At 72.2% G+C, this 17,660-nt stretch carries 16 protein-coding genes and 1 pseudogene; 11 read left to right on the forward strand and 6 right to left on the reverse strand.

Annotated features, from left to right (window positions below):
• Together B072_RS45040 and B072_RS0139065 are read left to right on the forward strand one after the other, a co-directional pair.
• Positions 1–281: pseudogene (locus B072_RS45040) on the forward strand (potassium-transporting ATPase subunit B); the annotation flags it as partial.
• 24 nt (positions 282–305) lie between these two features.
• Entirely contained in the window at positions 306–956 is a 651-nt protein-coding gene (locus tag B072_RS0139065; RefSeq protein WP_026246770.1) for a potassium-transporting ATPase subunit C, read from the forward strand.
• Positions 957–985: 29 nt separating this feature from the next.
• Here the strand turns inward: B072_RS0139065 and B072_RS0139070 are convergent, their stop codons facing one another.
• From B072_RS0139070 to B072_RS0139085, 4 genes are all read right to left on the reverse strand, one after another.
• Positions 986–1,621 (reverse strand): HAD family hydrolase, encoded by a 636-nt coding sequence (locus tag B072_RS0139070; RefSeq protein ID WP_018535441.1) that lies wholly within the window; start codon positions 1,619–1,621, stop codon positions 986–988.
• Positions 1,622–1,775: 154 nt separating this feature from the next.
• Complete coding sequence (locus tag B072_RS0139075; RefSeq protein ID WP_018535442.1) at positions 1,776–2,426, reverse strand: response regulator; 651 nt, start codon at positions 2,424–2,426, stop codon at positions 1,776–1,778.
• Positions 2,423–3,616: a sensor histidine kinase gene (locus B072_RS0139080; RefSeq protein ID WP_018535443.1), complete on the reverse strand. Its 1,194-nt coding sequence runs from the start codon at positions 3,614–3,616 to the stop codon at positions 2,423–2,425. The genes B072_RS0139075 and B072_RS0139080 overlap by 4 nt, the downstream gene beginning before the upstream one ends.
• Positions 3,617–3,621: 5 nt before the next feature.
• Positions 3,622–5,784, reverse strand: coding sequence for an MMPL family transporter (locus tag B072_RS0139085; protein ID WP_026246771.1), 2,163 nt, complete (start codon positions 5,782–5,784; stop codon positions 3,622–3,624).
• 166 nt (positions 5,785–5,950) lie between these two features.
• On the opposite strand from B072_RS0139085, the gene B072_RS0139090 reads away from it, so the two are divergent.
• The 7 genes from B072_RS0139090 (at position 5,951) to B072_RS0139120 (ending at position 11,961) form a co-directional block, all read left to right on the forward strand.
• Positions 5,951–6,769: an ABC transporter ATP-binding protein gene (locus B072_RS0139090; protein ID WP_018535445.1), complete on the forward strand. Its 819-nt coding sequence runs from the start codon at positions 5,951–5,953 to the stop codon at positions 6,767–6,769.
• A gap of 154 nt (positions 6,770–6,923) precedes the next feature.
• Positions 6,924–7,715 (forward strand): ABC transporter ATP-binding protein, encoded by a 792-nt coding sequence (locus B072_RS0139095; RefSeq protein ID WP_018535446.1) that lies wholly within the window; start codon positions 6,924–6,926, stop codon positions 7,713–7,715.
• A gap of 3 nt (positions 7,716–7,718) precedes the next feature.
• Positions 7,719–9,065 carry an FtsX-like permease family protein gene (locus B072_RS0139100; RefSeq protein ID WP_018535447.1) on the forward strand — a complete coding sequence of 449 codons (1,347 nt, stop codon included), beginning with the start codon at positions 7,719–7,721 and terminating at the stop codon, positions 9,063–9,065.
• Positions 9,066–9,157: 92 nt separating this feature from the next.
• Positions 9,158–9,538, forward strand: a complete 381-nt coding sequence (locus B072_RS0139105; RefSeq protein ID WP_018535448.1) for a cell division protein SepF — start codon at positions 9,158–9,160, stop codon at positions 9,536–9,538.
• Positions 9,539–9,717: 179 nt separating this feature from the next.
• The gene (locus tag B072_RS45045; protein WP_051127394.1) at positions 9,718–10,893 is read left to right on the forward strand and encodes an AAA family ATPase; all 1,176 of its coding nucleotides are present in this window, start codon (positions 9,718–9,720) and stop codon (positions 10,891–10,893) included.
• A 107-nt stretch (positions 10,894–11,000) separates the two neighbouring features.
• Complete coding sequence (locus B072_RS45050) at positions 11,001–11,351, forward strand: nucleotide pyrophosphohydrolase (protein ID WP_018535450.1); 351 nt, start codon at positions 11,001–11,003, stop codon at positions 11,349–11,351.
• A gap of 118 nt (positions 11,352–11,469) precedes the next feature.
• The gene (locus B072_RS0139120) at positions 11,470–11,961 is read left to right on the forward strand and encodes a DUF6099 family protein (RefSeq protein WP_018535451.1); all 492 of its coding nucleotides are present in this window, start codon (positions 11,470–11,472) and stop codon (positions 11,959–11,961) included.
• A gap of 88 nt (positions 11,962–12,049) precedes the next feature.
• Here B072_RS0139120 and B072_RS0139125 read toward each other — a convergent pair whose 3' ends face one another.
• On the reverse strand, positions 12,050–12,238 hold the full coding sequence (locus tag B072_RS0139125; RefSeq protein WP_018535452.1) for a hypothetical protein: 189 nt from the start codon (positions 12,236–12,238) through the stop codon (positions 12,050–12,052).
• A gap of 335 nt (positions 12,239–12,573) precedes the next feature.
• Positions 12,574–13,497, reverse strand: coding sequence for an LLM class F420-dependent oxidoreductase (locus tag B072_RS0139130; RefSeq protein ID WP_018535453.1), 924 nt, complete (start codon positions 13,495–13,497; stop codon positions 12,574–12,576).
• An 81-nt stretch (positions 13,498–13,578) separates the two neighbouring features.
• Between B072_RS0139130 and B072_RS0139135 the strand changes: the two genes are divergently transcribed.
• The gene (locus B072_RS0139135; RefSeq protein ID WP_018535454.1) at positions 13,579–15,042 is read left to right on the forward strand and encodes a 3' terminal RNA ribose 2'-O-methyltransferase Hen1; all 1,464 of its coding nucleotides are present in this window, start codon (positions 13,579–13,581) and stop codon (positions 15,040–15,042) included.
• On the forward strand, positions 15,039–17,588 hold the full coding sequence (locus B072_RS0139140) for a polynucleotide kinase-phosphatase (RefSeq protein ID WP_018535455.1): 2,550 nt from the start codon (positions 15,039–15,041) through the stop codon (positions 17,586–17,588). The genes B072_RS0139135 and B072_RS0139140 overlap by 4 nt, the downstream gene beginning before the upstream one ends.
• Positions 17,589–17,660 lie beyond the last annotated feature (72 nt).

A 17,660-nucleotide genomic window follows, 5' to 3' on the forward strand; every position in this document is an offset into this window, starting at 1 on the left:
TCATCCCGGCGCTGTTCGCGGCGGTCTACCCGGGCCTGGACAAGCTGAACATCATGCACCTGTCCTCGCCGAACTCCGCGATCCTGTCCGCGGTCATCTTCAACGCGCTCATCATCATCGCGCTCGTCCCGCTCGCCCTGAAGGGCGTCCGGTACCGGCCCGTGAGCGCCGACAAGCTGCTCCGCCGCAACCTCGGGATCTACGGCCTCGGCGGCCTGATCGCCCCCTTCATCGGCATCAAGATCATCGATCTCCTCATCTCGCTCGTCCCCGGGCTGTGACCTTCCGAAAGCGTGCTGATCACCATGAACAACTCCGTAGGAAACACAGGCCGGTTGCTGTGGGCGGGCCTACGCGCCCTGGTCATCCTCACCGTCGTCTGCGGCGTGCTCTACCCGCTCGCCGTGACCGGTGTCGCGCAGGCCGTCTTCCACGACAAGGCCAACGGCTCGGAGATCAAGGAGGACGGCAAGGTCGTCGGCTCGTCCCTCATCGGCCAGACCTACCTCACCGAGGACGGCAAGCCGGACCTGCGCTGGTTCCAGCCGCGCCCGTCCAACGGCCTCGGCACCAACAGCGTCAACACCCAGTACAAGCTGATCCTGTCCGGCGCCACCAACCTCTCCGGTGACAACAAGGACCTCATCAAGCAGGTCGAGGACGCCAAGGCCGCCGTCGTCGAGGACAACTCCACGGCGACCTACCGGGTGAAGGCCGCCGACGTCCCCGCCGACGCCGTCACCTCCTCCGGCTCGGGGCTCGACCCGGCGATCTCCCCGCGGTACGCCGACCTCCAGGTGCACCGCGTCGCGGAGCGGAACCACCTCGCCGTCGACCGGGTGCGCAAGCTGGTGGCCGAGCACACCGACGGACGGATCCTCGGATTCATGGGGGAGCCGACGGTCAACGTCCTCGAACTCAACGTCGCGCTACGCCAGTTGAACGACGCGAGCTGACCGACGGCCCGGGGCGAACCGGTGCGGTGTCAGCGCTCGGGCAGCCCACCCAGCAGCGGGTGCAGGTCGGCGGGCCCGCGGTACACGACGCCGGTCATCCCGAGCGCGACCGCCGCGTCGACGTTCTCCCGGGTGTCGTCCACGAACAGGCATCGCTCCATCGGGACACCGGCCAGCGCCGCCGCGATCTCGTAGATCTTCGGTTCCGGCTTGGCGACACCGACCCGGGCGCTGCTGACGACGTGGTCGGCGAGGTCGGTCAGGCCCATCGCCGCCAGGTCGTTCTCCAGCTCCACGGTCGCGTTGGTCACCAGGACCAGCGGCAGCCGCGCCGCCCGCGCCCGTCGCAGCAGCCGCACGACCTCGTCGTCCGCGTGGAACGGCGACGCGGCGAGCGCCTCGCCCAGCTCCCGCGCCCGCTCCTCGGGCACCCGCCCGGCGAACGCGGCGACGATGGCCTCCACCCACTGCCGCATGTCGATCTCCCCGAGCATCAGCGGGGCGTCCACCTCCGGCGCGAACGCCACCTCCGCGGTGGCGCCCTCCGGCAGCCCTGCGGCATGTTCGAGTTCCGTCAGCCGCGAGCTGTCGTAGAAGCGGATCACGTTGTCGACGTCGCACAGCACGGCGTCGAAGGGGCGGCCGGAGGCGGAGGAGATCGTCACGGGCTCTGGATAGCACGTGACCGGTTCGGGAGTGTCTGCCGGGTGCGGGTTCGGCGCCGGTGGAGCTTCTCGGGCCCCTGGAGCGAGCGGAGCTCGCTGCCAGGAGCGCGGGGAACTGCGCGACCGGCCCCCACCGGACCCGTGCCCGCTCGCCTCACCCCTGACCCGATGCCTCCAGCAACCCCCGCTCCATCGCCACGACCACCGCCCGCGTCCGATCGCTCACGTCCAGCTTCGCGAAGACCCGCAGCAGATGCGTCTTCACCGTCGCCTCGCCGATCACCAGGCGGCGCGCGATGTCCGGATTGGACAGACCGTCGGCCACGGCCCTGAGGATGTCGACCTCGCGCGCGGTGAGCGCCGCCTGCGTGGGGCGGCGCATCTTCGCCACGAGTTTCTGCGCGACCCGCGGCGCGAGCACGGTCTCGCCGCGCGCCGCCGAGCGGATCGCGTCGACGAGCTGCTCGCGCGACGTGTCCTTGAGGAGGTAGCCGATCGCGCCGGCCTCCACCGCGTGCTCGATGTCGGTGTCCGTGTCGTACGTCGTCAGGATCAGGACGCGGGTCGCGGCGGGCCCCGCGACGATCCGCCGTGTCGCAGCGACCCCGTCGAGGACCGGCATCCGCAGGTCGAGCAGGGCCACGTCGGGGGTGAGCCGCTCGACCAGCTCGACGCCCTCGTGGCCGTCCCCGGCCTCGCCGACCACCTCGATGCCGGGCTCCGGGGCGAGCAGCGCGACGACCCCCGCGCGCATCACGGTGTGGTCGTCGACCACGACGACGCGCAGCCGGTTCGACTCCGTCATGAGGACTCCTCGGTGTCGTGGGTGAGGGGCAGGGAGGCGAGGACGCGGGTGCCGTCCCCGAGCGAGCTGGTCACGGTCAGCTCGCCGCCGAGCTCGGCGAGCCGCTTGCGCATCCCGTCGAGGCCGAAGCCGCGCGCCGCCGCCACGTCGAAGCCGTGCCCGTCGTCGGTGATCTCCAGTTCGATGCCGTACGGGACCAGGGAGAGGGTCACGACGGCCGTCGAGGCCCCGGCGTGCTTGCGGACGTTGGCCAGGGACTCCTGCGTGCAGCGCAACAGCGCGATGCGGGTCTGCTGGTCGCAGTCCACGTCCGGCAGTTCGGCCTCCACGGAGAGGCCGGTGTCCTCGGAGAAGCGCTCAAGAGTGCGGCGCAGCGCACCGGCCACCGACCCCTGCACGGCCCCGTCCGGCGGCGGCGTCGACCCGACCAGGGCCCGCGCCTCCGCCAGGTTCTCCCGGGCCGTCTGCTCGATCGACGTCAACTGCTGTGCGGTACGCGCCGGTTGGGACTCGATGCCGGACCGCGCCGCCTCCGCCAGCACGATGATCGAGGCGAAGCCCTGCGCGAGCGTGTCGTGGATCTCGCGGGCCATCCGCTCCCGCTCCTCCGCCGCGCCCTGTTCCCGGTGCGCCTCGGCCAACGCGGCCTGCGTGCTGACCAGTTCGTCGGTCAGCACCTGGGCCCGCTCCTCGCCCTGCGCCGTGATCCGGTGCACGAGAAGACCGGCCCCGGCCCCGACGGCGTACCCGACGACCGTGAACACCACGTTCCCGGTGCGGAGTTGACCGGAGAGCCCGTCGAAGCCGCGTCCGGCGAGCGTGCCGAGCACCGTCAGGCCCGCCCCCGCCCCGCTCGTCCACAGCGCGGCGGCGGGCCCGGCGGCGTAGATCCAGAAGTGCGGGAGCGACACGATGAACAGGGCCGCGCCGCCGCCCATGAGGTACGCGACGGCGCCGAGCTCGACGACGAGCACCGCGAGGTACACGCCCGGCCGCAGCATTGGCTTCGTGGGGAACATCGCCACCGCCGCGTACGCGAAGGTGAGCGCGGAGAGCAGCCCGTACGTCGAGTACTTCGTGCCGGCCCCGGCGTCCGCCACCGCGAGAGCGGGCGGCACCAGTCCGAACAGCACCCACACGACGGCGTTCCACCGGTGGGGCACGGGAATGCTCTGCCGGCTCGGGTCCATGGTGATCAGCCTACGTTCACGAGGTGCCGCTCGGACCGGGACCCGGCACGCTCGCGCGCACCCCGCGTCGGCCACCAACTCCGGTCGCCCAGCAGCAACATGAGCGCGGGAAGGATCAGCACCCGGATCACGAAGGCGTCCAGCAGCACCGCCACCGCGAGGCTGAACCCGATCTGTTTCATCTCGATGAAGTGCAGCGACACGAAGCTCGCGAACACGGTCACCATCACGAACGCCGCGCTGGTCACCACCCCCGCCGAACTGCCGACCCCGTCGAGCACCGCCTGCCGCGTCGGCACCCCGCGCCGCACGGCCTCCCGGATCCGGCTGATCACGAACACCTGGTAGTCCATGGAGAGCCCGAAGAGGATCACGAAGAGGAACAGCGGCACACGCGAACCGATCGTCCCGGTCGAGTCGAAGTCGAGCAGGCCCTCGGCCCAACTCCCTTGGAACGTCAGGGTGAGTACGCCGAGCGACGCGCCCGCCGACAGCAGATTCAGCACGACACCGACGATCCCGAGGGCCACGGACCGGAACGCCCACACCGTCATCACGAACGTCACGAGCAGCAGCGCCCCGATGATCAGCGGCAGCTTCTGCTTCTGGTGCTCCGGATAGTCGGCGTAGCGGGCCACGTCACCCGTGACGGCCGCCTCCACGCCCAACTTCCCCACGGTGTCCGGGAGATACCGGTCCCGCAGCCGCTCCAGGGAGTCCTGCGCGGGCCGCGCGCTGACGTAGTGCGGCACAGGCAGGTCGAGCGAGGTGACGCGGTGATCGGCGGAGGTGCGCAGGGTGTACGTGCCGTTCATGCCCGGGTCGCCCTTCGCCTCGGCGGCGAGGGCGCGCAGCGCGCCGGCCACCTCGTCGGCGCGGCCGGCGTCGGCTCGTACGACGACCTGGTGCGCGGCCTTGACCTCGGGGAACGCCGCGTTGAGCCGGTCGAAGGTGGGCATCGCCTGGGTCTGCCGGGAGTGCGTCTCGCGGCCCATGTCGGTGAGCTTCATGCCGAGCACCGGCGCGGCCAGGGCCAGCATCGCGACGGCCGCGACGGCGAGGACGGCGGCAGGGCGGCGGGCGGTCAGGCGCAGCAGCGCGTTGTGCCGTACGGGCTTCGGGGCGGCCTGCGGCTTGTTCCCGCGGGCCGCGCGCCGCTCGGCCCGCGCCCCCAGCTTGGCGAGCAGCGCGGGCAGCACGGTCAGCGAGCTCATGACGGCGACCAGCGTGACCACGATGGCGGCGGTGGCGATGGAGGAGAAGATCACGTCGTCGGCGAGATAGAGCGTGGCGCTGGAGACGGCGACGGCGAGCCCGGAGAGCACGACCGCCCGCCCGGACGTCGCGGCGGCCAGCTCGACGAGCGCCTGAGAGCTCAACTTCCCCTGCGCACGGGCCCGTTCCTCCCGCTCCCGCTTCAGATAGAAGAGCGTGTAGTCGACGCCGACGGCGAGCCCGATGAGCAGGATGATGTTGGTGCCGACCCCCGCGTCCGGGAAGACGTGCGAGGCCAGCATCGACAGGCCCACCGACGCGACGATCGACGACAGCGCGAGCAGCAGCGGCACGGTCGCCATCGCCACCGACCGGAACACGAACAGCAGCGTGAGCAGCGTGATGGGCAGAGCGATCAGCTCGGTACGGGACAGATCGCTGCCGCGCAGCTTGTCGACGCCCTGACTGATGGACGGCCCGCCGGTCTCCTCGACCCGCAGTCCGGGATGTGCCTTCTGCGCGGCGGCGGTCTGGGCGCGCAGCGGGTCGACGTGCTTCTTGCCGTCGAGCTCGGCGCCCTTCATGGTGACGTCGACGCGGACCGCCCGGCCGTCCTTCGACCACACCGGACCGGCCACCGACCGCACCTCGGGCAGGGCCCGCATCCGCGCGGCGACGTCCCGGGCGACGGCGGCCCCCTCGGTCCGGTCCAGGGCTCCGGAACGGCTCTCGATCAGGACCCGCTCGACGGGCCGCTGCGCGAGCCCGCCCTCCCGGGCCAGCGCCTCGGCGCGGCCGGCCTCGCCGACACCGAAGTCGGCGGACGTGGCCGGATTCGACCCGGCGGCGATGCCGGCGCCGAGGCAGAGCACGACGAAGAGGAACCATCCGGCGATCGCGCGCCACGGGTGTCCGGCGCTCCAACGAGCCATGTGTACGGGGTAGTTGGTCATGACGTCCATGCTGCTCGGACGGGGTGCGGGCGCGGCAGCGGCGGCCGGTTGAACTTCGCGTCCACCGACCGGTGGACCCCGGGTCCGCCACCTGGACACACCAGCAGGTAAGTGTCGCCTACAGCTACTCTCCGTCCGGTACGCGACAAAGCGGGAGGCATGCACCATGAGCGAGACCAGCGGGAACACGGGAGCGCGCGTCGTCGCCGCACTCGACGGCGCGAGCATGCGCCGCATCACCACCGGCCAGGTCATCCTCGACGCCATCGACTGGACCGTCCGCTCCGGCGAGCACTGGGCGCTGCTCGGCCCCAACGGCGCGGGCAAGACCAGCATCCTCCGCCTCATCGGCGCCACCACCTTCCCCACCACCGGCACCGTCGATGTCCTCGGCCACCGCCTCGGCCGCGTCGACGTGCGCGAGCTGCGCGCCCATATCGGCCATGTCTCCACCTCCCAGCGCGTCCCGCAGGACCTCACCGGCCACACCGTCGTCCTGACCGGACACTCCGGCACGGTCCAGCCGCTCTGGAAGTCGTACGACACCGACGCGCGCGACCGCGCCCACGAGCTCCTCGCCGAACTCCAGATCAAGGAGCTCGCCGACCGCCCGTACGGGGTCTGCTCCGGCGGCCAGCGCGCCCGCATCCTCATCGCCCGCGCCCTGATGGCGGACCCGGCGCTGCTCCTGCTCGACGAGCCGTTCAACGCGCTCGATCTGCCCTCCCGCGAGGACCTCATCGACACCATGCGCCAACTGGCCCGCAGCCGACCGGAGTTGGCCACGGTCACGGTCACCCACCACCTGGAGGAGCTGTCGCCCGCGATCAGCCACGCGCTGCTCCTCAAGGAGGGCCGCGTCCTCGCCCGCGGCGGCGTCGAGGACGTCCTCACCGACGACCGCATGACCGCCTGCTTCGGCCGCCCCATCGAGGTCACCCGGCACGCGGGCCGCTGGCTCGCGCGCTCCGGCGGTGCCGCCTGACCAGCGGCCCCGACACCCGCGCCACCCCCGGGGTGTACGTAGGAACACCCCGGGTCCGGTCCGTACGCCCAATGTTTTCCCGGCCCGCCGTCCCTAGCGTCGAAGACATCGACGACGAGGCGCGCAGAGCGCACGGACGAGGGGATCGGCGACCATGCGAACCGACCACGCACACACCCGCACCGAGGCGCTCCGCCTGGTGAAGGTCACCAAGACCTACGGCCCCCGGGCCGCCGAAGGCGCCACGATCAGGGCCCTCGACGACATCACCCTCGCCCTGCCCACCGGGACCTTCACGGCGGTGATGGGCCCCTCCGGCTCCGGCAAGTCCACGCTGCTGCACTGCGCCGCGGGACTCGACCGGCCCGACAACGGCCTGGTCATGGTCGACGGCGAGGAGCTGACCGACTCCACGCGCGCGCCCCGCAGCGAGGCCGCGCTCACCAAGTTCCGCCGCACCCGCGTCGGCTTCGTCTTCCAGCAGTACAACCTGCTGCCGACGCTCACCGTCGCCCAGAACACGATCCTGCCGCTCAAGCTGGCCGGCCGGCGCGTCAACCGGGCCCGGGTCGAGGAGATCCTCACCCAGGTCGGCCTCGGCGACCGGCTCGGCCACCGCCCCGACCAGCTCTCCGGCGGCCAGCGCCAGCGCGTGGCGATCGCCCGCGCCCTGGTCACCGAACCCTCGGTGATCTTCGCGGACGAGCCGACGGGCGCCCTCGACACCCGCAGCGCCCGCGACGTGCTGCGGCTGCTCAGGGAGGCGGTGCGGGCGCACGGCAGGACCGTCGTGATGGTGACGCACGACCCGGTGGCGGCGTCGTACGCGGACGCCGTCCAGTTCCTCGCCGACGGCCGCCTCGCCGGACACCTCCCGGCCCCGACGGCCGACGCGGTCGCCGAACGCCTCGCGCACCTCGGCGACGACGTGCGGACGGGGGCGTGAGGCATGTTCACCACACTCGGCCTGTCCCTGCGGTCCGTACGGCAACGCCCCGGCCGCTTCCTGGCCACACTCCTGTCCGCCTTCCTCGGCGCGACGATCATCATGACGTTCAACTCGATGCACGACACGGCGGCCGGCGACGGCGTCGACAAGGTCAGCGCCGACACCCTGACCACGGCGGCGAGCGTCGTCGGAGGCTACGGAACCCTCCTGGTCTTCTTCGCGATCGCCTCGACGTTGACGGTCAACGTCCGTCAACGTGACGACGAGATCAACCTGTTGCGCAACACGGGTGCGACGCCCGGCCAGATCAAGCGGATGGTCGTGGGCGAAGCGGTGGTCGTGGCCCTGGCGGGGGCCCTCCTCGCCATCGGCCCGGCCGTGCTCGGCGGCGCCGTCCTGCTCGACGTCTTCAAGGACAGCGGCCAGGTCGCCGACTCCGTCGACCACTCCTTCGGCCCGATCGCCCTCATGTCGGGCATCGACGTCACCCTCCTCGCCGCGGCGGGCGCCGCCTTCCTGGCCGTCCGCCGCGCCACCAGGGCGGCGGCGGGAGTACGCCAAGGCCCCGGCAGGGCACGGAAGTTCCTGTCCTGGGCGGCACTCGCCCTGGGTGGCGCGGCGGTCTGCTCCACGTACGCGATGAAGCCCACGGACGCGGCCTTGATGGCGGCCCCCGCCTACGGGGCGATCCTGCTCTCCGTCGGTCTCGCCGTCGTCTCCACGGGACTGCTGCGCGCCGCTCTCGGCCGCGTCGAGCCCCTCCTGACCGCCCTCACCGGGGCCAGCGGCTATCTGACCGTACGGAACATGCGGCAGCGCGCCTCCCAACTCTCCGGGGTCCTCGTCCCGTTGATCCTCTTCACCGGCATGGCCACCGCGACCCTGTACATGCAGGCCGTCGAGAACGATGCGATCAAGGCTTCAGGGCTGACCAAGTCAATAGAGGACAAGAACCTCGAGACGCTCAACCTCACCGTGGTCGGCATCATCGTCGTGTTCGCCTGCGTCATGTTGATCAACTCTCTGTACGCGGCCACGGCGTATCGCGTACGGGAGTTCGGGCAGCAGCGGCTCGCCGGCGCGACCCCCGCCCAGGTCCTGGGAACCGTCGCGGTGGAGGGCGTCGTCCTGACCGTCACCGGAGTGTTCTTCGGCACACTCGCGGCACTCGCGGGCATCCTCCCGTTCACCGCGGTGCGCACCGACGGACTGCTGCCGGAGCGTGGACTCGGCATCTGGATCACGGTCGTGGCCATTGCTGCGGCGGCCACCATGGTCACCAGCCTGGTCACCGCGTGGCGCGGCGTACGGGTTCCCGCGGTGGACGCCGTGGCCCTGGCGGCGTGAGCCGGTCCGTGTCGGTGTTGGGCCAAGCGGGTGACATCGCGTAAGAATTGACCGGTGCAGACACGAGTGCGAGCCCGGACGGGGTGGGGGCATTGAACAGCCACGACGTCACCGACGAACAGTGGGAAGGGCTCGCCCAGGTCGTACCGCTGCGCAGCCGCAACGAATGGCCGTCGGCGGTCGACCACCGGGCCCTTCCGGAGACGGAGCCGCGCCGCCGCTTCGTCGTCCTGCGGGTCAACGTCTTCGGTGACGCCCGCGAGGTCGCCGAGACCGTCATGTCAGGCATCCCGGTCCTGCTCGACCTGACCGGCGCCGAGACCGAGGTGGCCAAGCGGGTCCTGGACTTCAGCAGCGGCGTCGTCCTCGGCCTCGGCTGCGGCATGCACCGAGTGGACCGCAACGTCTTCCTGCTGGCCCCGCCCGGCACCGAGGTCCAAGGCCTGGTGGCGGGCGCGGGCGCGCTCTCCTGAAGCGAACCCGGGGGCATTCGGTGGTCCCCGGGCCTCTGGTGGCCCCCGGGCTTCCGGCGATCTCCGGGCTTCCGGCGGTCCTCGCGCTGCTGGCAATTCCGGAGGGCATAGTCGCCCGTTCGTAGGAAGGTCATCGAGGAGAATCGGTTCTGCTTCGGCGGGCCGCCTACGTTCACGGCATGACCGTGCTCCAGCGGGGCGCGCCCCCGTTACCCCCGGACGCGTCCCCGGGCCGTCCCCGCGTGACCGAGCTGCGGCTCTCGGCCTTCGCGCGTCACCGAGGCGCCACCGTTCCCCTCGGCCCGTTCACCGCCCTGACCGGCCCCAGCGGCAGCGGCAAGAGCAGCGCGCTGCGCGCCCTCGACGCGCTCGCCCGGCTCGGCGGCGGGGCCCACCTGGACGAGGTGTTCCGCGACCCTCGGGCCTGCGTCCCCGAGCGCGCCCGGCCCGACGCGCAGAGCCGCCGCGGCTTCCGCATCGGGTGCACCGTCGAGGGCCCGGCCGGACCCGTGCGGCTCGACCTCGCCGTGCAGGCCGAGCCCGAACTGCGGGTCGTGGGAGAGCGGTTGACCGGGCCCGGCGTCGTCTACCTGGAGACCGCGCTGCGCGACCCGGGCCGCCGCGACGTCCAGGCCGCCTGGTACACGGCCGGTTCCGTGCCGGTGACCCGCGGCCCGCTCCCCGACGACCTCCTCGGCACGGCTCTGCTCCCGCTGCGCGTCGCCGGGCGCACCGACGGGCAGCGACAGGTGCTGGCGGCCGCGGAACAGGTGGTCGTGGGGCTGCGTTCGGCGTTCGCCTGCGACCCGGATCCCGCCCGGATGCGAGCCCCGGTCGCGGCCCGCGCCGACCGGCTGCTCGGCGGCTGCGACAACCTCGCCGCGGTACTGCGCCGCACCCGTGACGAGTGCGGCAACCGGCACGCGCTGCTCGTCGCGGCGGCCCGGGCGGGCCTCGCGGGACCGGTCGTGGACGTGCTGACCGAGCCGGTCGCCGGGCGGGACGGAGCCGTGCGGGCCCTCGTGGACCGCGGCGACGGACTGCGCACCCCCGTCGAGCGCCTCGCGGACGGCGAGTTGAGATACCTCGCCCTCGCCTGCGTCCTGCTCACCGGGCCGCGCGTCCTGGAGGTCGACCCGGCGGCCGAGGTGCCGGAGGCGTACCAGACCCTCACCGTGGTCGCGGACGGCTTCGACCGCGGCCTCGACCGGACCCAGAGCGCCGAACTCACCGCGCTCGCCGCCCGGATGTGCGCCCGCGGCCACATCCGGCTCGTCGCCGCGGTGGGCGAGGGTTCGGCCGCGGACGGGGCGGCGCGGGCGCACGGCGCGACGGTGGTAGACCTGAAGCCGTGACAGACGCACCGAACGACACAGCCGGAGCCCAGGGCCGCGCCGGAGGCAACGGCCAGGCCGGGGCTCAGGGGCGGGCCGGGGCTGCCGGCCAGGCAGGCCCCCTCGATGTGCCGGCCCTGCAGACCCGCCTCGCCCGTTTCGCCGCCGCCCGGAACTGGGAGCCCTTCCACACACCGAAGAACCTGGTCGCCGCGCTCAGCGTGGAGGCGTCCGAACTGGTCGAGATCTTCCAGTGGTTGACCCCCGAGCAGTCGGCACGGGTGATGGACGACCCGGAGTCGGCGCACCGGGTCAAGGACGAGGTCGCCGACGTCCTCGCCTATCTGTTGCAGCTGTGCGAGGTGCTCGGCATCGACGCGCTCGCCGCGCTCGCCGCGAAGATCGACCGGAACGAGACCCGATTCCCGGTCCCGGCGCCGGGGTCGAGTGCGACGCACCGTCACTCTCCGGAGTCATAGAAATATCCACATCGGATTCCGTGTCCACAGATTTCGGGCTTCCCCTGGCTTTTCACCTCGCGAGCCCTCACTCTGGGTAGTGGACAAGGGAGTTCGGGCGGGACGGGCGGAGACGCGGATGGATGCGGTGCGGCTCATCGGGGTCGGGCGACGGGCCCTGGCGGAGAGTCAGGACGCGCCGAACATCATGAGGGAGGCGTGGCAGGCGCAGGCCTTGGCGCAGGCGATCGGAAGTCGGCTCGCGATGCTGGGGCCACCGGAGTTAAGAGGCGAGGCGCTCGGTCTGTGCGAGGCGGGAGCGCGCGGCAGCGGCGGCTCGGCGGTGCCGGTGATCGGCGCCGGGGGGATACGCGCGGCGCAGCTGACCGAACTGGGCGAGGTGCGCAGGGCGTTGACGGGCCTCGGCGCGCTGCTCGGTGACGTGGGGATCGCGCTCGTCGCGGTGGCGAGCGAGTCCTTCGAGGAAGGGGCCTATTGGCAGTGCATGGAAGCGATCGACGCGGCGGACGAGTCCCGGGACCGCGTCCTGGAGATACTGCGGCGGCTGCCCGAGCGGGAGAGCCGGATGTCGGACCCTGAGCCGAAGCCCGACTCGGACTCGGCGGCCTGACCGGCGGCGGGCGGAAGCGGCGCGGCCGTCGCGGCGCTCCCGGCGCGGTGGCGAGGGAGCGCGGCGAAGCCTTGACGGGTGGCGACCGTCAGACGTCGTCGGCGGGCGGACGCGTACCGCCCGGGGACTGCTGGAGGTCGGCGTCGAGCTGTGACAGGTCGGCGTTGAGCGCCGCCATCAGCTCCTCCATCTGCTGCAGCAGACCCTTGGGCGCGCCTTGCTGCTCCGGCACGGTCGTCTCGTGCGCGGCCTGTTCGGGCACGGCTTCCTGGGACATGACGGCCTCCTCGGCCCTCGCCCTCCCCTCAGCGGGGAAGGCAGTCGACGCAAGTGACGCGCGGCATCGACCGCCCGCGCGGGTGCCGGGCGGTCCGGCTCCGCCCGCATCAACGATCTCCGGGCGGGCCGGGTCACTGCGGCGGGGCCGCCGTGCGCACCGGGTTGACGCGATTCACCCGACAGGGGTGACGGCGATGGGCCGGGCGACGGCGGCGTTGACGCCTGTTCGATCAGTGCGAGCGGTACATGCCCAGGTGAGAGACGAGAGAGAGGGCCGGCGAGATGGGGGAGAGGGGCGAGATGGCGGACAGGGGGACGGGGAAAGTGACAGGTTCAGGAGAGGTGCGGTGCCACCTCGGAGGCGATCAGTTCCAGGTGGTCCAGATCGTCGAGGTCGAGCATCTGCAGATACATCCGCTGCGAGCCGACGGCCTGATACGCGGCGATGCGCTCCAGGACCTCGGCGGGAGAGCCCGCGAGTCCGTTCGCCTTCAACTCGTCGACGTCGCGGCCGATCGCGTCGGCCCGCCGCTTCACCTCGGCGTCGGTGCGGCCGACGCAGATGACGAGGGCGTTGGAGTAGACGAGGGAGTCCGCCGCGCGCCCGTACTCGACGGCGGCGGCCTTGACCCGCTTGAACTGCGCCTCGGTGTCGGGGATCGAGGCGAACGGAATGTTGAACTCGGTGGCGAACCGCGCCGCGAGCGCCGGTGTCTTCTTGGCGCCGTGACCGCCGATGAGCACCGGAACCCGCGACTGGGTGGGCTTCGGCAGGGCGGGGGAGTCCTTCAGCTGGTAGTAGGTGCCGTCGAAGGTGAAGCGCCGGCCGACCGGCGTCTCCCACAGGCCCGTGACGACGGCGAGCTGCTCCTCGAGACGCCCGAACTTCTCCTTGGGGAACGGAATGCCGTACGCGGCGTGCTCCTCCGCGTACCAGCCGGAGCCGAGCCCCAGCTCGACCCGGCCGCCCGACATCTGGTCGACCTGGGCGACCTGGATGGCCAGGACCCCGGGCAGCCGGAAGGTGCCCGCGGTCATCAGCGTGCCGAGGCGGATCCGCCGGGTCTCGCGGGCCAGACCGGCCAGTGTCGTCCAGGCGTCCGTCGGGCCGGGCAGCCCGTCGGTGGAACCCATGCGGAGATAGTGGTCCGAGCGGAAGAACGCTCCGTAGTTCAGCTCCTCGGCCGTCTGCGCGACGCGGAGCAGCGTCTCGTAGGTGGCACCCTGCTGCGGCTCGGTGAAAACTCGAAGATCCATAGGACCATGATGCCCGCGAGGCGGGCGTGCACCGGAAAACTCGCTGGTCGGCACCGTGCCCACCGGGGGAGACTGCCTGGTGTGTTCCTGACGATCAGTACCACCGGTACCCCTGAACGCCCCGCGACCGACCTCGGGTTCCTGCTGCACAAGCATCCCGAGAGCGCGCAGGCGTTCTCCACCTCCTACGGCACCGCGCACGTCCTCTATCCCGAGGCGAGCGCGGAGCGGTGCACGGCCGCGCTGCTGCTGGAGGTCGATCCGGTGGCCCTGGTGCGGCGGGCGAAGAAGGGCAACACCGCCGACGCGGCGCTCGCGCAGTATGTGAACGACCGGCCGTACGCCGCCTCGTCGCTGCTCGCCGTCGCACTGAGCTCGGTCTTCTCCAGCGCGCTGCGCGGGGTGTGCAAGGCGCGTCCCGAGCGGGCGGAGGAGACCCTGCCGCTGCGCGTCGAGGTGCCCGCGCTGCCCGCGCGCGGTGGCCCCGACCTCGTACGGAAGCTGTTCGAGCCGCTCGGCTGGGCGGTGGACGTCGAGCGGGTCACGCTCGACGAGAAGTTCCCCGAGTGGGGGGACTCGCGGTACGTGCGGCTGGTCCTGGAGGGCGAGCTGCGGCTCGCGGAGGCGCTGCGGCATCTGTACGTGCTGCTGCCGGTGCTCGACGACGCCAAGCACTACTGGGTCTCGGCCGACGAGGTGGACAAGCTCCTGCGGGCGGGGGAGGGCTGGCTCGCCGCGCACCCCGAGCAGCAGCTGATCACCAGCCGGTATCTGTCGCGGCGCTGGTCGCTGACCCGGCAGGCGAGGGAGCGGCTCGAGCTGGTGCGGCTCGCGGACGCCGATGACATGAAGGTCGAGGACCTCGACAATGCCGTCGACGCCGTGGACGAGATGAGCGACGCGGAGGAGAAGCCGGTCCCGCTGGCCGTTCAGCGGCGCGAGGCGATCCTCGAAGCGCTGCGCGCGTCGGGGGCGGCCCGGGTCCTCGACCTGGGCTGTGGGCAGGGCCAGTTGGTGCAGGAGCTGCTCAAGGACGTGCGGTTCACCGAGATCGTGGGCGTGGACGTGTCGGTGCGCGCTCTCACCGTCGCCTCCCGGCGGCTCAAGCTGGACCGCATGGGGGAGCGGCAGGCAGCACGGGTGCGGCTCTTCCAGGGCTCGCTCGCGTACACCGACAAGCGGCTCAAGGGGTACGACGCGGCGGTGCTCAGCGAGGTCGTCGAGCACCTGGACCTGCCCAGGCTGCCTGCCCTCGAGTACGCGGTGTTCGGGTCCGCCCGCCCTCGTACCGTCCTCGTGACCACGCCGAACGTGGAGTACAACGTCCGCTGGGAGACCCTGCCCGCCGGCCACGTCCGGCACGGCGACCACCGCTTCGAGTGGAACCGGCAGGAGTTCCGGGACTGGGCGGAGCGGGTGGCCGGGCGGCACGGATACCGGGTGCGGTACGTACCGGTGGGGCCCGATGACCCCGAGGTGGGGCCGCCCACGCAGATGGCGGTTTTTACCACACAGGAGACAGCGGAGAAGGAGGCGGCGGCATGACCGGTATCGAGAACACAGGGCGGGTACTGCCCGTCACCGACCTCTCGCTGGTCGTCCTGGTCGGCGCGTCCGGTTCGGGCAAGTCCACCTTCGCGCGGGCCCACTTCAAGCCCACCGAGGTGATCTCCAGCGACTTCTGCCGCGGCCTGGTCGCCGACGACGAGAACGACCAGAGCGCCAGCGGCGACGCGTTCGACGTACTGCACTACATCGCGGGCAAGCGGCTGGAAGCCGGCCGCCTGACCGTGGTCGACGCGACGAACGTGCAGAAGGAGTCGCGCCGCCAGCTGATCGACCTGGCCCGTAAGCACGACGTGCTGCCGATCGCCGTCGTGCTCGACGTCCCGGAGGACGTGTGCGCCGCGCGCAACGCGGAGCGCACCGACCGCGCCGACATGCCGCGCCGCGTCATCACCCGGCACACCCGCGAACTGCGCCGCTCCCTGCGGCACCTGGAGCGCGAGGGGTTCCGCAAGGTGCACGTCCTGCGGGGCGCGGACGAGGTGCGGCAGGCGAGCGTGGTGCGCGAGAAGCGGTTCAACGACCTCACGCACCTCACCGGACCGTTCGACATCGTCGGTGACATCCACGGCTGCGCGAGCGAACTGGAGACACTGCTCGGCAAGCTGGGGTACGTCGACGGGGCGCACCCCGAGGGGCGTACCGCCGTGTTCGTCGGCGACCTCGTCGACCGCGGGCCCGACAGCCCCGGCGTGCTGCGCCGCGTCATGGCGATGGTGAAGGCGGGCACCGCGCTGTGCGTGCCCGGCAACCACGAGAACAAGCTGGGCCGCTGGCTCAAGGGCGCCAAGGTGCAGCACACGCACGGACTCGCCGAGACCATCGAGCAGTTGGAGGGGGAGAGCGAGGAGTTCCGCGCCGAGGTCCAGGAGTTCGTCCGCGGTCTCGTCAGCCACTACGTCCTCGACGGCGGCAAGCTGGTCGTGTGCCACGCCGGACTGCCCGAGAAGTACCACGGCCGCACCTCCGGCCGGGTGCGCTCGCACGCGCTCTACGGGGACACGACCGGCGAGACCGACGAGTTCGGGCTGCCCGTGCGCTACCCGTGGGCCGAGGACTACCGCGGCCGGGCCGCCGTCGTCTACGGCCACACCCCGGTGCCGACCGCGACCTGGCTGAACAACACCATCTGCCTCGACACCGGCGCCGTCTTCGGCGGCAAGCTCACCGCGCTGCGCTGGCCGGAGCGCGAGGTCGTCGACGTACCGGCCGAGCGGGTCTGGTATGAGCCGGTCAGACCGCTGGCCACCGAGGCGCCCGGCGGGCACGAGGGCCGGCCGCTCGACCTCGCCGATGTCCACGGACGCCGGTTCGTGGAGACCCGGCAGAGCGGTCGCGTGACGGTGCGCGAGGAGAACGCGGCGGCGGCCCTGGAGGTCATGAGCCGGTTCGCGGTCGACCCGCGGCTCGTGCCGTACCTGCCGCCGACCATGGCGCCGACGGCGACGTCCGAGAGCGAGGGCTACTTGGAGCACCCGGCCGAGGCCTTCGCGCAGTACGCCGCCGACGGTGTGGCGCGCGTCGTGTGCGAGGAGAAGCACATGGGGTCGCGGGCCGTGGTGCTGGTGTGCCGGGACGCGGGGGTGGCGCGGGAGCGGTTCGGCGTGGACGACGGTTCGGTGACCGGCTCGCTGTACACCCGCACCGGCCGGCCGTTCTTCGACCGCCAGGAGACCACCGAGGCGGTCCTCGGACAGGTGCGGGACGCCGTGACCGCGGCCGGGCTCTGGGCGGAGCTCGACACCGACTGGCTGCTGCTGGACACCGAGTTGATGCCGTGGTCGCTCAAGGCGGCGGGTCTGCTGCGCTCGCAGTACGCCGCGGTGGGCGCCGCCTCCGGTGCCGTGTTCCCCGGCGCGCTGTCCGCGCTGGAGGCCGCGGCCGGGCGCGGGGTGGACGTGAATGAACTGCTCGAGCGGCAGCGCGGGCGGGCGGCCGACGCCGCGGCGTTCACGGACGCGTACCGGCGCTACTGCTGGAGCACGGACGGGCTCGACGGGGTACGGCTCGCGCCGTTCCAGGTCCTCGCCGTGCGCGGCCGGTCGCTCGCCGGGCTGCCGCACGACGAGCAGCTCGCGCTGCTCGACCGGATCGTCGAGCACGACGCGAGCGGCCTGCTCCAGACGACGCGCCGTCTGTACGTCGACACCGGTGACCCGGAGTCGGTGCGGGCCGGTACCGACTGGTGGCTGGAGATGACCGGGCGCGGCGGCGAGGGCATGGTCGTCAAGCCGGTCGGGGCGCTCGTGCGCGACGGGAAGGGGCGGCTCGTGCAGCCCGGCATCAAGTGCCGGGGACGCGAGTACCTGCGGATCATCTACGGGCCCGAGTACACCCGGCCGGAGAACCTGGCGAAACTGCGCCAGCGGTTCCTCGGACACAAGCGTTCGCTCGCGATCCGGGAGTACGGGCTGGGGCTGGAGGCGCTGGACCGGCTGGCGGAGGGCGAGCCGTTGTGGCGGGTGCACGAGGCGGTGTTCGCGGTGCTCGCGCTGGAGTCGGAGCCGGTCGACCCCCGGCTGTAGCTCCCGCTCCGCGGTTCTGACCGTCCGGCCCCGCGCCGCCGGACGGTCAGAACCGGCCGAGCGCCTCAAGTA

This window comes from Streptomyces sp. HmicA12, assembly GCF_000373565.1.
Lineage (GTDB): Bacteria > Actinomycetota > Actinomycetes > Streptomycetales > Streptomycetaceae > Streptomyces.

What these genes read in the sequence shown, in the direction of transcription:
- B072_RS0139090 (WP_018535445.1), top strand. Translation starts at nt 5,951, where the DNA reads ATGAGCGAGACCAGCGGGAACACGGGAGCGCGCGTCGTCGCCGCACTC.
- B072_RS0139075 (WP_018535442.1), bottom strand. Translation starts at nt 2,426, where the DNA reads ATGACGGAGTCGAACCGGCTGCGCGTCGTCGTGGTCGACGACCACACC.
- B072_RS45045 (WP_051127394.1), top strand. Translation starts at nt 9,718, where the DNA reads ATGACCGTGCTCCAGCGGGGCGCGCCCCCGTTACCCCCGGACGCGTCC.
- B072_RS0139125 (WP_018535452.1), bottom strand. Translation starts at nt 12,238, where the DNA reads ATGTCCCAGGAAGCCGTGCCCGAACAGGCCGCGCACGAGACGACCGTG.
- B072_RS0139095 (WP_018535446.1), top strand. Translation starts at nt 6,924, where the DNA reads ATGCGAACCGACCACGCACACACCCGCACCGAGGCGCTCCGCCTGGTG.
- B072_RS0139130 (WP_018535453.1), bottom strand. Translation starts at nt 13,497, where the DNA reads ATGGATCTTCGAGTTTTCACCGAGCCGCAGCAGGGTGCCACCTACGAG.
- B072_RS0139065 (WP_026246770.1), top strand. Translation starts at nt 306, where the DNA reads ATGAACAACTCCGTAGGAAACACAGGCCGGTTGCTGTGGGCGGGCCTA.
- B072_RS0139085 (WP_026246771.1), bottom strand. Translation starts at nt 5,784, where the DNA reads ATGACCAACTACCCCGTACACATGGCTCGTTGGAGCGCCGGACACCCG.
- B072_RS0139140 (WP_018535455.1), top strand. Translation starts at nt 15,039, where the DNA reads ATGACCGGTATCGAGAACACAGGGCGGGTACTGCCCGTCACCGACCTC.
- B072_RS0139100 (WP_018535447.1), top strand. Translation starts at nt 7,719, where the DNA reads ATGTTCACCACACTCGGCCTGTCCCTGCGGTCCGTACGGCAACGCCCC.
- B072_RS0139120 (WP_018535451.1), top strand. Translation starts at nt 11,470, where the DNA reads ATGGATGCGGTGCGGCTCATCGGGGTCGGGCGACGGGCCCTGGCGGAG.
- B072_RS0139080 (WP_018535443.1), bottom strand. Translation starts at nt 3,616, where the DNA reads ATGGACCCGAGCCGGCAGAGCATTCCCGTGCCCCACCGGTGGAACGCC.